Genomic DNA, 11,845 nt, shown 5'->3' with positions numbered 1-11,845 from the left:
GCGCCGCCCCCCGACGCCTGCGGGGGGGGCGCGCACCACCAAACCCCCCCGCCGCGCCCCCCGCGCGGCGGCGGGGGGGCGCGGGGGGGGGGCGCCGCGCTCGGCCCGTTCCAGCGTGGCGCGCGCGGCGATGTCGCGGGAGACGAGGGTGCGGGTGCGGTTCAGGTCGTCCTCCGCGAAGCGGGCGCGTGCCTCGGCCTCGCGCGCGAGGAGTTGCGCCTGGCGGTCGTCCAGCCGGGCGAGCGCCTGGCCCTCGGTGACCCGTTCGCCTTCCTGCACCATGACCTCGGTGATCCGGGCGCGGGTGGCCGGCCCGACGCGGGCCCAATGGATCGGCTCGACCGAGCCGGTGGCATAGACGGCCTCGAGCGCGGGGCCGGTGGTCGCGATGGCGATCGCCACCCGTGGCGGCAGCGCCCGCCAGGTCCACCAGGCCCCGGCGCCGAGGGTCGCCACGGCGAGGATGAGCAGGGTGCGGCGCAGCATGTTGCGATGAGTCTAGCACCTTGCGCCCGGCGCGGGCAGGCGCGGGGGCGCGGCCGGCGTGGCGGTTGCCCGCCGGCGCAGGGGCCGCTATAGGCGCCCTGCCGCGTGCGCCGACATAGCTCAGCGGTAGAGCAACTGATTCGTAATCAGTAGGTCCCCGGTTCAAATCCGGGTGTCGGCACCATTGCGTTTCCGACGACCTTGCTGCGATGCCCTGCCTGGCTGGTGCCGCCTGCGCGGCATCTCGCCCGCCGCGCCTTGGCTGCGCGGCGGCGCCGGCGCTGACCGGCACGCCGCGCCGGGGGGGGGCGGGTCCGGCTGCCCTCAGGTCAGCGCGTCGCTGCGGAACAGCGTCACCCGCAGCCCGCCATGCGGCACCGGTGCGCCCGCCGGCAGCAGGGGCAGGCCGGTCGCGCGCGCCAGCGCCGGCTCGCTCGTCACCAGGCCCACGCGCCAGCCGGCGAAGCGGTCGCGCAGCACCTGGCCGAGCCTGCGATGCAGCGCCGGCAGCGACCGCGCGTCGCCGATGCGGCCGCCATAGGGCGGATTGACGATGACGAGGCCCGGCGGTCCTCCCGGCGGCGCGATGTCCTCGATCGCGGCCTCGCGGAAGATGGTGAAGGCCTCCACGCCGGCGCGCGCCGCATTCGCCCGACTCATCGCGATGGCGCCGGCATCGCGATCGCTGCCGTGGCACGCGAAGTCCGGTGTCCTGGCGCTGCGCACCGCGCGCATGCGCTCCCACGCCGCGGCATCGAAGGTGGCGAGCTGTTCGAAGGCGAAGCGGCGCGCGCGGCCGGGATTGAGCCGCGCGGCGATCTCGGCTGCCTCGATGACGAAGGTGCCGGAGCCGCACATCGGGTCGAGCACCGGCTCGGCGCCGGCATAGCCGCATTGCCGCAGGAAGAGCGAGGCGAGTGTCTCGCGCATCGGCGCGGCGTTGACCTCCTGCTTGAAGCCGCGCCGGTGCAGCGGCTCGCCGGAGGTGTCGAGGCTCAGCGTGCAGATGTCGCGCTCGATGCGCAGGCGCACCGCAACCGCGGCATCCGGCGCGGGTTCCGCGCCGAGCGTCGCGCGGATCGCCGTCTCGATGCGCTCCGCCGCGGCGCCGCTGTGCCAGATGCGGGAGGATGCGCAGGATGCTTCGACGCGGAAGGGCCGATCGGGGCGCAGCACGCGGGCCCAGGCCACGCGGCGCGCGCGCAGGTCGAGCTCCGCGAGGTGGGCCGCGTGGAAGGTGGCGATCCGCGCCAGCACCCGACCCGCGCCCCGGATCCAGAGATTGGCGCGCCAGACTTCCGGCCAGCCGCCCAGGATGGTGACGCCCCCCGGCACAGCGCGTGCGCGCTTGAAGCCCTTGCCTTGCACCTCGTCGCGCCGCGTCGCCTCGAGCCCCGGCGCCGTCGCCAGGAAGATCTCGAAGACGTCCGCGCCGCTCACCGGGCACGCCGCCGCTGCGGGCAGCATGCCGAGCCGAAGCGCCTGTCGGGGACGGTGCGGATGGCAGGGCGGCAGCGCCGGCACGGCATGGCTTTTCGCCCCCCCTGCGAGCGCGGACTATGCGGTGGGGTGGGCATCGCGTCCACCCGGCAAGCACGCCTGTCTCCGGCGTGTCCCGCCGCATGCGGGTGCCGTCGTCCCTGCTCGGGACCGGGCGGCCTCGCGGGGAAAGGAATGGAGCGGGCGATGGGAATCGAACCCACGACATTCAGCTTGGGAAGCTGACGTTCTACCTCTGAACTACGCCCGCAGCCGGAGGTGACATGATCCATATAGGCGGCGCGCCCCGGCGCGGGCAAGCCGCCTTGACCGCGGGCGCCGCGACCGCCTAAGCGTGCGGTGGCGGCGACGCCCCTCGCGATTTGTCCGGCCTGCTTGCGGCGAGGTCCCGGGTGCCCCGGGCGGTGGCGGAAGCCAGCGAAAACAAGCGCGCTAAACGGCCGTCGCGCCCGCCACCCCAGCCCCCCCCCCCCCCCCCCCCCCGGGGCCGGCGCCCCCCCGCCGCCGCCTCCACCGCGGGGTGGGGCGGGGAGATCATGTCGGCGGTCAGGCGCGGATTCCAGCTGCCGAGGGCAGGGGCCACGGCCGCGAGTTCCTCGCGGTTCGCCAGCACCGCGCGCAGGAAGGCCGCGGCGATGCGCGAATCCACCGCCATGCTGGTCACGAAATCCGTGCGCATCCCGATGGTCTGCACCGGCGCGGCGGTGCCATAGGCGGCGGGCGGGATGACGGCGGGCCGGAAATACGGGTGGCGCGCAACCACGCGGTCGCGCAGCCCGCCATCCACCGGCACCAGCCGCGTCTCGCAGGCGCCGAGCGCGGCGCGGACCGAGGAGACGGGGTGGAAGCCGACGACGAACGCGGCATCGAGCCTGCCGCTGCACAGCGTGGCGGCGACGTCGCCGGCATCCGCGATGCGCGGGCGCTCATTGCCCTGCCAGGCGGCGACCGCCGCGATGGCGTCCCAGGTGGCGCGGGTGCCCGAACCCATCACGCCGGCCGCCAGCCGCCGGCCCCGCAGATCCTCGAAGCCGGCGATCCCGCTGCCCGGCGCGGCCACCAGCGCGACGCTCTCCTCGAAGACCGGGAACAGCGAGCGCAGCGTCACGAAGGGGCGCTGGGTCCACTCCCCCTCGCCGGCCAGCGCCTGGTGCTGCACATCGGCCTGGGCCAGCGCGAAGTCGAAGTCGCCCGCCTGCATCAGCTGCAGGTTGTAGACCGAACCATAGGTCGGCTCGGCCGAGCAGCGCAGCCTCTCCCGGTGCAGCTCCCGGTTCACCACGCGGCAGATCGCGCGCGCGGCCGGGTAGTAGCTGCCGCGCATCGGGCCGGTTCCGACGGTGACCACCTGATGGCGCTCGCGCTCCGCCGCCCGCGCCGGCAGCGCCGCCGCGAGCGCGAGCGGCACGAGCAGCGCGGCGCGCGCGATCGCCCGCCTCATGGCCGCTCGTCCCAGCGCATCACGCGGTCATAGGCCAGCACGAAGGGCTCGGAGGAAGCCGCGACCTCGCTGCGCAACGGGCGATCCTGCACGTAGATCATGAACACCATCAGGCCGAGGAAGATGCAGATCAGGCCGGAGACGAAGAGGTGCAGGCCGAAGCGCACCTCCAGCAGCAGCAGGAAGATGATGGTGATGCCGGCGCCGATCGCCACCGTGTACCACATCACCTGCGGGATCGAGGGGTCCACGCCGGCCAGCCGCTGCTGGCGCAGGCTCACCATCGAGTTGAAGGTCTCCAGGATGCTGCCATGGGCGATCTGCTGCGTGACCGTGGTCGGCTCGAAGCCGAGCAGCGTCTCGCGGATCGCCAGCAGCCGGTTCTCGCCGCCCACCGGGACGCGCCCTTCGCGATAGGCCGGCCATTCGCGGTCCACCACGAACAGCGTGTAGTCGCGCAGCAGGTAGCGGACTTCCTCGCGCGTTTCCTCGGGATAGGCCAGCGCCGAGCGGTAGATCGAGACCAGCTCCGCCGCCTCCCGCCCGGCGAAGCCGCTGATGTCGCGCGCATTGGTGTAGGCCGCGACCGAGAGCAGGCCGAGCAGCAGGCCGTAGAACAGGGAGAAGCCGGCGCTGGCGTAGTTGACGATCTCGTTCAGCCGGGGCTGGCCGCGCAGCCAGAAGCGGAAGAAGGGCCGGACGAAGATCACGCCGAACCACGCCACCGCCACGAAGAACAGCGAGAAGGCGAAGGCCTGCGTCTCGACCGGCATGGCGTCGAGGATCTGGATCAGCCACTCGGGCACGCGGGCGGGCCTTGCTTGCGCGCCTCGACCGGTCGGGGCGTCCGGGGCATATTTGCGCAGGGCGGATGCGGCCGGTCAACGTGGCCCGGCAGGCCCGCGCCGTTCGGGGTGGCCATGGCAGAGTTCCGGATCGTCGAGCGCGAGGGCGTGCGCTTCGTCGTCGTCAGCCTGATAGAGGATACGGTGCGCGTCGAATCCGGTGCGCTCGCGCACTATCACGGCAACATCACAATGAACGCCAAGGTTCCAGGGATCGGCACCATGGTCAGCGCCTCCCTCTCCGAGGAGCGAGCGGTGCGCCCGACCCTGACGGGCACCGGCGATGTCGTGCTCGAAAGCTCCGTTGGCGGCTTCCACATCGTCGAGATGCGCGGCGAGGAGTGGATCATCGAGCGCGGCGGCTACTGGGCTTCCGACGACGAGGTGGAGATCGGCGTCTATCGGGAGCGGGTGCTCAACGCCTTCTGGTCGGGCGACGGCTTCATCGACTTCCAGACCCGCGTGCGCGGCCACGGGAAACTGGTGCTGACCGCCCGCGGTCCCGCACACGAAGTCACGCTGGCCAAGGGCGAGCGCTACGCGGCGGAGGCGCGCGGCGTGGTCATCGCACGCACCTCGGACGTGCAGTATCGCGTGCGCCGGCCGGCCCGCAGCATCATCGGCTCCTGGCTGTCGGGCGACCGGATGTTGCGCGTCTTCACCGGGCCGGGCCGGATCGTCGTCGCGCCGACGCCCTATTGGGGCGCCTTCATCCTGGAGAAGATGGGCGCGCGGGCCGAAGCGGCGAATGCCGACCGGCCGGCAGCCCCGGCGCCCGAAGCGGTGCGCGCCGGCACGGCCTGACGAACCCGGGTCACGGCCAGGCGGCGCAGGCCTCCCAGCCGATCTGTCGCGCCTCGGCCTCGGCGCCCGCGATCCACTCCGCGACGTAGGGGTGCGCCAGGACCGCATCGGCATAGGCCTGCGCCTCCGGCGTCAGCGCCACGGAATAACTGCGGAAGCGGCTGGCCATCGGTGCCCACATCGCATCCGCGAAGCAGAAGCGCGCGCCGAACAGATAGGGCCCGCCGGCACCCCAGGCGGCGCGGGTCTGCCGCCAGCTCTCCTGCACCCGAGCCACCTGCGCCTCCACCCCCGGGCGGCCGAGCAGCTTGACGTTGGACGGGATGCCGTTGGCGATCGGCCAGCGCTTCACCAGGTTCATCGGCAGCGCCGCGCGCAGTTCCGCGAAATGCGCGTGCATCTCGGCCGCGGACATCCGCGCCGCCGTGCGCGCGCGCCGCTCCGCCGGCCATATGTCGCAGCCCGGCGCCAGCTCCCACAGGTATTCGGCGATCGCCAGCGTGTCGGTCACCAGGAAGCCGTCATGCTCCAGCACCGGGATCAGCCCGGTGGGCGAGGCCCGTGCAAGCTTCGCCTTGCTGTCCGGGCGGGACAGGTAGAGCGTCTCGGCCACGAAGGGCAGCCCGGACAGGCGGCAGGCAAGCCAGCCGCGCATCGTCCAGGTCGAAGACCACTTCGCCCCGATCACCAACCGCATCATGCGCGCCCGACCGCTCCCCAACGGCGTTTGCGTGTCGGCGGAGTGGACCCCAGCTCGCCCGCATGGGCAAGCGGAACATTGCGCCGCGCAAGATTGACGCGCCCGCCCGGCGCCCGGACCATCCGCGCATGGGCAAGCTCCGGGGGATCGTGTGACGGATGATGCGATGGCGCGCGTGCAGCGCGCGGCCGAGGCGGGCGGCGAGGGCGCGGTCGCCTTCCTGCGCGAGCTGATCCGGCTGCAATCGGCCGGGGAGGCGGCGGTGCAGGCCCGCGTGGCGGAGGCCTGCGCCGCGCTCGGCTGCACGGTGGAACGCCGCCGCTACCGCCCGGCCGAGATCCGCCTGCGCGACGAATTCGCCGCCGAGGCCGCCATGGCCACCGAGGAGCGCGAGGCCGTGCTCGCGCGTCTGGCCGGGGCGGGCGGCGGGCGCAGTGTCATCTTCTTCGCCCATCCCGATGGCGAGCCCTTTCGGGAGCCGCATGGCTGGACGCATGACCCGATGGCGGGCGAGGTGGATGCAGGGCGCATCCATGGCTGGGGCGTGGCCGACGACCTCGCCGGCGTCGCCACCATGGTGGAGGCGCTGCGCGTGCTCAGGGACGCCGGGCTGCGCCCGAAGGGCGAGGTGATCCTGGCCAGCACGCCCTCCAAGCGGCATGCGCGCGGCGTGCATGCGCTGCTGCATGGCGGGGTCACCGCCGATGCGGCCGTGTATCTCCACCCGGCGGAATCCGGCCTGGGCATGCGGGAGGTGAAGGCGCTGGCCGCGGGGCAGCTGGTGTTCCGCGTGACCGTGCCGGGCCGCCTGCCCGACACCAACGAGCCCGGCCACACCGCCTTCGCCCATGTCGCGGTGAACCCCGTGGACAAGGCGATGCTGGTGCTCGCGGCGCTGCGCGCGCTCGATGCGCGGCGCGGCGCGCGGGTGCATCACCCCGCGCTCGAGGCGGCGATCGGCCGCTCCACCAACCTGCTGGTCGGCGACATCCGCGCGCTCGGCGACGGCCGGGCGAGCCGGGTCGCGCCGGCGGTGCAGCTCGCCTGCGCCCTTTCCTTCCCGCCCGGCGAGACGCTCGTTGCGGTGCAGGCGGAGGTCGAGGCCGCGATCGCCGAGGCTGCCGCCGCCGATCCCTTCCTGCGGCAGCTGCCGCCGCGGATCGAGTTCCTGTCCGGCGTCACCGGCGCCGAGGTGAAGCTCGACCATCCGCTCTGGGCCGCGACGAGCGAGGCCGTGCGGCTCGGCACCGGCCACGTTCCGGAGATCAACCCGCTGCACACGTCTTCCGACATCCGCAACCCGATGGTGCAGTCCGGCATCCCCTGTGTCGGGCTCGGTCCGCTCTGCGGCGACCTGACGCAGAACGGGGGCCGGGACGAGTGGGTGGATGCGGCGGATTACCGCCGCGGCGTGGCGGTGGTGGCGGGGCTGATCGCCCTCTGGTGCGGCGTCGGGCGCAACGACTAAGGTCCGGGTTCAGGAAACGGCCGGCGCCGCAGCGTGCCGGCCCAAAGGGAGCATGCGATGAGCGATATCATTCCGATCAAGGAGCCGGCCTGGCTGCGCGAGTTCAAGGCCTTCATCATGCGCGGCAACGTGATCGACCTCGCGGTCGGCATCGTGATCGGCGCGGCCTTCACGGCCATCGTCACTAGCCTGGTCGAGGACCTGATCAACCCCATCGTCGGCCTCCTGATCGGCGGCATCGACTTCTCCAACCTGTTCGTCGTGCTCAGCGGTGAGCGACGGCCCTCGCTGGAGGCAACGCGCGACGGCGGCGCGGCGGTGCTCGCCATCGGCAGCTTCGTCAACGCGATCATCAAGTTCCTGATCGTGGCGATGGCGGTGTTCTGGCTGATCAAGGCGATCTCGAAGCTGCGCAACACGCTGGACATGCAGGAAGCGGCCAAGCCGCCGCCCGGCCCGACGCCGACCGAGGCGCTGCTCGCCGAGATCCGCGACGAGCTGAAGGCGCGGCCGAAGGTCTAGGCCAGTCCGCGGGCGGGCCCCCCCCCCCCCCCCCCCCGGCCCCCCCGGCCCGGGCGCCGCCGCGCCGCCCCGCCCGCCGCCCCCCCCCCGCCCCCCCCCCCCCCCCCCCCCCCCCCGGGCGGCCGGGGGCGGGGCCCCCCCCCCCCGGGGGGGGCGGCGGCCCCCGCGCCGCACGGCCTGCCCGCGCCCGGCAGCGCGCCGCGGCTGCTGGTGGTGGACGACCATCCGGTCAACCGCGAGGTGCTGGCCCGCCAGCTCGAGATCCTGGGCTTCGAGGCGGACATGGCGGAGGACGGCGCGCAGGGGCTCGCGCTCTGGCGCGAGTCGCGGCACCGCCTGGCGCTGGTGGACCTGCACATGCCGGTGATGGACGGGCTCGACCTCGCCCGCGCCATCCGGCGGGAAGAGGCGGCACGGCCGGACGGCCCGCGGACCGCGCTCATCGCCGTCACCGCGAATGCGCTGAAGGGCGAGGACGAGCGCTGCTACGCCGCGGGCATGGACGGCTTCCTGCCCAAGCCGCTCGCGCTGGAGCAGCTTTCGCGCGCCCTGGTGCAGCACCTTGCGGGGGCGGCGGCGGCGGAGGGGGCGGCGGCGAACGAGCCGGGGCTCGCGACGCTCTGGGACCCGGAGGCGCTGCGCCAGCTCTTCGGGGAGGACGAGGCGCGGCTCGCGCGCCTGCTCGGCAGCTTCCGCGACGGCGTGCGCCGCGATTCGGCGGCGGTGCTGACGGCGCTCGCGGCGGGCGACCTCAAGGCCGCGGGCGAGGCCGCGCACCGGCTGAAGGGGGCCGCCCGCATGGCCGGCGCGCGGCGCCTGGCGGAGCTGATGGCGGAGGTGGAGGCGGCGGCGAAGGGCGGCGATGCGGCGGCGGCCGGCCGCGCCGCGGAGGCCCTGCCATCCCTGTCGGAACGGACCCTGGTGGCGGCCGGCGCTACTGCCTGAAGCGCACGCTCAGGCGCTGTCGGTCAGTCGCAGGGGCAGCCGTCGGTCGGGGTCATCTCGCCGCGGATCACGTGATGGTCGATCCATTCGGCGACCAGCCGCCGCGCCTCGGTCACCGAGGCTTCCGGATGGTGGATCCGATACAGCGTCGTGCAGCTGGTGAAGGCGGCCATGTCGCCGCTGCCGCCCTCGCGCAGTTCGCGGTAGGCGGTGACCACGGCGCGCTCGCAGCGGCGGGCGATGTGGCTGAAGTCGCGGCCCATCGGCTCTCCCCAATGCCTTCCCGAACCCTTGGCGGGTCGCCCCGCCCCAATTGAGAACAATTCTCAATTGAATGGGCGTTTATACGATGCGGGGCCGCCCCCATTCAAGTGACGAGTGGCTCATGCAGGGCGGTTGCGGGGTCAGCCCCGCGCGACCGCCTCCGCCAGCGCCTTGCCGACATCCACCGTGCCGGCGTTCCCGCCCATGTCGCGGGTGCGCGGGCCGCCTTCGGCCAGCAGGTCCTCGATCGCCTTGAGGATGGCGTCGGCCGCGTCCTTCTCGCCGAGATGCTCCAGCATCATCGCCCCCGACCAGATCTGCCCGATCGGGTTGCAGATCCACTTGCCCGCGATGTCCGGCGCCGAGCCATGCACCGGCTCGAACATGGAGGGATGCGTCTTCTCGGGGTTGATGTTCGCGCTGGGCGCGATGCCGATGGAGCCCGCCACCGCCGGGCCGAGGTCGGAGAGGATGTCGCCGAACAGGTTCGAGCCCACCACCACGTCGAACCAGTCCGGATGCTGCACGAAATGGGCGCAGAGGATGTCGATGTGGAACTGGTCGGTCTTCACCTCGGGGTAGCGCTTCGACATCTCCGCGAAGCGCTCGTCCCAATAGGGCATGGTGAAGGTGATGCCGTTGGACTTGGTGGCGGAGGTCAGCTTCTTCCGCGGCCGGGTCATCGCCAGCTCGAAGGCGTATTTCAGCACGCGGTCCACGCCGATGCGGGTGAAGACCGCATCCTGGGTGACGAATTCACGCTCCGTGCCGGCGAACATGCGCCCGCCGGAGGAGGAGTATTCGCCCTCCGTGTTCTCGCGCACCACGTAGAAGTCGATCTCGGCAGGGGTGCGGTCCGCCAGCGGCGTGCGCGCGCCGGGCAGCAGCCGGCAGGGGCGCAGGTTCACATACTGGTCGAAGACCCGCCGGATCGGGATCAGCAGGCCCCAGAGCGAGACATGGTCCGGCACGCCGGGCCAGCCGACCGCGCCGAGGAAGATCGAATCCGACTCGCGCAGCCGGTCCAGCCCGTCCTCCGGCATCATCCTGCCGGTCTGGGCGTAGGTCTCGCAGGACCAGTCGTAATGGGCGAGGTCGAGCTCGAAGCCGAAGCGGCGCGCGGCGGCGTCCAGCACGCGCAGGCCTTCCGGCACCGTCTCCTTGCCGATCCCGTCGCCGGGGATGACCGCGATCCGGTGTTTGCGGGCCATGGGATGCTCCTTCCTTGCCGGCGCTGCCTCGCATGGACTGGGCAGGTTGGGGAGGGGGGTCAGCGCGGATGGGCGCGGCGCCAGTCCTCGGGCCGGTCGAAGTCGCCGCCCCACATGCCGCGCCCATGCCAGCGCGCCGCCGCTTCCTGCGGCAGGTAGCGCCAGGAATAGCGGGTATAGGCGACGGCCAGTCCCTCGCTGACCAGCCAGGCGGCGATGTCCTCCCCGCCGGCGCGGCAGAGCGCCAGGACGCGGTCGAAGCGGTCGCGCCCGCGCGGCTCGCAATGCAGATCCCGCGCGCCGATGAACTGGCGCAGCGCCTCCGCGGCGTCGCGGCCGCAGGGCCAGGAGACGCCGCCGCGCTCGCAGGCCTGGCGGAGTTCCGGCGCGTCCGCGGCATCGAGCCGCACGCGCTGTCCGGCGACCAGCAGCGTGTCGGCGTCCACCACCGTCGCCGGGCCGACCAGGTCGCGCCGATCGCCGCCGGGCGGGCCGTCGAGCCCGAGCAGCGCCGCCGCGCCGGCGAGCAGCGCCAGGACCAGCCCGGCGACCAGGCGGCGCCTGCGCCTCATCCGCGGGCAGGCCGCAGGCGGCGCAGCAGCGGCAGCAGCGCGACCGCCAGACCGGCCAGCAGGATGCCCTGCGCCGGGCGAAGGCCAGCCGCCGTGTCGAGATTGGCCGCCAGGATGCGTGCGGCGGGCAGGTTGGTCGTCGCCGCATACCAGGCGTATTCGACCAGCGCCGTCGCCGTCGCCGCCACGAGGGCAAGCGCCAGCAGGGCCAGCGAACGCGCCCGGTATTGTCCCGGCAGCCGCCGCCACAGCATCAGCCAGAGCCAGCACCCGGCCATCACCACCGCCCCGTCGGCCCGCGCCTTGGATTGCAGGAAGGCGTGCAGCACCGCCCCGGCGGAGAGCAGATAGACCCAGCGATGCAGCCTCCCCCAGCGCCGCCCGAGCCGCGCCTGCCACCCGTCGGTGGAGGTCCAGCCCAGCGCGCAGAGCCCGACCAGCACCGCGAAGCCGAGCGTCAGGTAGATGCGCGTGGCGATCTCGGCGCCGACCGCCAGCAGGTTCCAGCCGAGATGGCCGGCATAGAGCGCCAGATGCAGCAGCGCATAGGCGAGCGCGGCCAGCCCCACCATCCGCCGCAGCGTCGCCGCCTTCGGCCAGTCCGCGATCCAGCGCAGCGGCGTGACGGCCAAGCTGAGCAGCAGGATGTGCGCGGCGTGGCTCCCGGCCTCGCGCGTCGCCTGCTTCCAGGGATCGGCGCCGAGCCCGCCCTCCGCCAGCAGCGAGAGCAGCACCGCGGCCGGCGCCGTCAGCGCGACCAGAAGCGCGATGCGCAACGGCGAGAGGCGCCCGGCCCGATCCCGCCAGGGCCAGGCGATGCGGCGGGGCGGCGGGGCGGCCAGGCTGCGCGCGGTCATGCCTGCCCTTCGTCGCGATGGGCGGATGGTTTCGTTCATCCGAGCCAGCCGCGCCCCAGGATCTCGGCCGCGATGCGCCCGGTCTCGTCCAGCGGGCTGCGCGCGAAAGGCGCCGGCGCCGCGGAGAGCGGCCGCGCCGGGCCGGCGGCGGGGGGGGGGTGGGGCGGGGCGGGGGGGCCCCGCCCCGCGGCGCCCGGTGGGGCCGTGGAGATACGCGCGGCCGGGGGGAG

General features: G+C 73.7%; 12 protein-coding genes, 2 tRNA genes and 1 pseudogene. 5 read left to right on the top strand and 10 right to left on the bottom strand.

Going from position 1 to position 11,845, the window contains the following annotated elements:
* Window positions 1-486 (bottom strand): annotated as a pseudogene (locus tag AC1MIR_RS24235) (hypothetical protein); the annotation flags it as partial.
* Between the two features lie 109 nt (window positions 487-595).
* Between AC1MIR_RS24235 and AC1MIR_RS24230 the strand changes: the two are divergent.
* Window positions 596-670 (top strand) — tRNA-Thr (locus AC1MIR_RS24230).
* A gap of 140 nt (window positions 671-810) precedes the next feature.
* Here AC1MIR_RS24230 and AC1MIR_RS24225 read toward each other — a convergent pair.
* The 4 genes from AC1MIR_RS24225 to AC1MIR_RS24210 form a co-directional block, all read right to left on the bottom strand.
* Window positions 811-1,926: a THUMP domain-containing class I SAM-dependent RNA methyltransferase gene (locus AC1MIR_RS24225; RefSeq protein ID WP_480030742.1), complete on the bottom strand. Its 1,116-nt coding sequence runs from the start codon at window positions 1,924-1,926 to the stop codon at window positions 811-813.
* A 235-nt stretch (window positions 1,927-2,161) separates the two neighbouring features.
* Window positions 2,162-2,236, bottom strand: a tRNA-Gly gene (locus tag AC1MIR_RS24220).
* A gap of 78 nt (window positions 2,237-2,314) precedes the next feature.
* Window positions 2,315-3,427, bottom strand: a complete 1,113-nt coding sequence (locus tag AC1MIR_RS24215) for a TAXI family TRAP transporter solute-binding subunit (RefSeq protein WP_480030741.1) — start codon at window positions 3,425-3,427, stop codon at window positions 2,315-2,317.
* Window positions 3,424-4,233, bottom strand: coding sequence for a bestrophin-like domain (locus tag AC1MIR_RS24210; RefSeq protein WP_480030740.1), 810 nt, complete (start codon window positions 4,231-4,233; stop codon window positions 3,424-3,426). The genes AC1MIR_RS24215 and AC1MIR_RS24210 overlap by 4 nt, the downstream gene beginning before the upstream one ends.
* 15 nt (window positions 4,234-4,248) lie before the next feature.
* Between AC1MIR_RS24210 and AC1MIR_RS24205 the strand changes: the two genes are divergently transcribed.
* The gene (locus tag AC1MIR_RS24205; protein WP_480030739.1) at window positions 4,249-5,076 is read left to right on the top strand and encodes an AIM24 family protein; all 828 of its coding nucleotides are present in this window, start codon (window positions 4,249-4,251) and stop codon (window positions 5,074-5,076) included.
* Between the two features lie 10 nt (window positions 5,077-5,086).
* On the opposite strand, the gene AC1MIR_RS24200 is transcribed toward AC1MIR_RS24205, so the two are convergent.
* Window positions 5,087-5,776, bottom strand: a complete 690-nt coding sequence (locus tag AC1MIR_RS24200; RefSeq protein WP_480030738.1) for a glutathione S-transferase N-terminal domain-containing protein — start codon at window positions 5,774-5,776, stop codon at window positions 5,087-5,089.
* A gap of 166 nt (window positions 5,777-5,942) precedes the next feature.
* Here AC1MIR_RS24200 and AC1MIR_RS24195 point away from each other — a divergent pair, with 166 nt between their 5' ends.
* The 3 genes from AC1MIR_RS24195 to AC1MIR_RS24185 all read left to right on the top strand — a co-directional run bounded on the left by AC1MIR_RS24195 (window position 5,943) and on the right by AC1MIR_RS24185 (window position 8,711).
* Window positions 5,943-7,244 (top strand): M20 family metallopeptidase, encoded by a 1,302-nt coding sequence (locus AC1MIR_RS24195; RefSeq protein ID WP_480030737.1) that lies wholly within the window; start codon window positions 5,943-5,945, stop codon window positions 7,242-7,244.
* A gap of 57 nt (window positions 7,245-7,301) precedes the next feature.
* Window positions 7,302-7,766: a large conductance mechanosensitive channel protein MscL gene (gene mscL / locus AC1MIR_RS24190; RefSeq protein ID WP_480030736.1), complete on the top strand. Its 465-nt coding sequence runs from the start codon at window positions 7,302-7,304 to the stop codon at window positions 7,764-7,766.
* A 213-nt stretch (window positions 7,767-7,979) separates the two neighbouring features.
* Complete coding sequence (locus AC1MIR_RS24185) at window positions 7,980-8,711, top strand: response regulator (protein WP_480030735.1); 732 nt, start codon at window positions 7,980-7,982, stop codon at window positions 8,709-8,711.
* Window positions 8,712-8,734: 23 nt separating this feature from the next.
* On the opposite strand, the gene AC1MIR_RS24180 is transcribed toward AC1MIR_RS24185, so the two are convergent.
* The 4 genes from AC1MIR_RS24180 to AC1MIR_RS24165 all read right to left on the bottom strand — a co-directional run bounded on the left by AC1MIR_RS24180 (window position 8,735) and on the right by AC1MIR_RS24165 (window position 11,615).
* Window positions 8,735-8,974 (bottom strand): hypothetical protein, encoded by a 240-nt coding sequence (locus AC1MIR_RS24180; protein WP_109872223.1) that lies wholly within the window; start codon window positions 8,972-8,974, stop codon window positions 8,735-8,737.
* Window positions 8,975-9,115: 141 nt separating this feature from the next.
* Window positions 9,116-10,186, bottom strand: a complete 1,071-nt coding sequence (locus AC1MIR_RS24175; protein ID WP_480030734.1) for a tartrate dehydrogenase — start codon at window positions 10,184-10,186, stop codon at window positions 9,116-9,118.
* A 59-nt stretch (window positions 10,187-10,245) separates the two neighbouring features.
* On the bottom strand, window positions 10,246-10,758 hold the full coding sequence (locus AC1MIR_RS24170; RefSeq protein ID WP_480030733.1) for a thermonuclease family protein: 513 nt from the start codon (window positions 10,756-10,758) through the stop codon (window positions 10,246-10,248).
* The gene (locus AC1MIR_RS24165; protein ID WP_480030732.1) at window positions 10,755-11,615 is read right to left on the bottom strand and encodes a protein-methionine-sulfoxide reductase heme-binding subunit MsrQ; all 861 of its coding nucleotides are present in this window, start codon (window positions 11,613-11,615) and stop codon (window positions 10,755-10,757) included. Before AC1MIR_RS24165 ends, AC1MIR_RS24170 begins: the two co-directional genes overlap by 4 nt.
* Between the last annotated feature and the right edge of the window lie 230 nt (window positions 11,616-11,845).

The sequence above is a fragment of the Falsiroseomonas sp. RANM36 genome (genome assembly GCF_056682175.1).
Note: the sequence above shows the minus strand (reverse complement) of the source record. Positions and strands in the feature narration are given on the sequence as shown.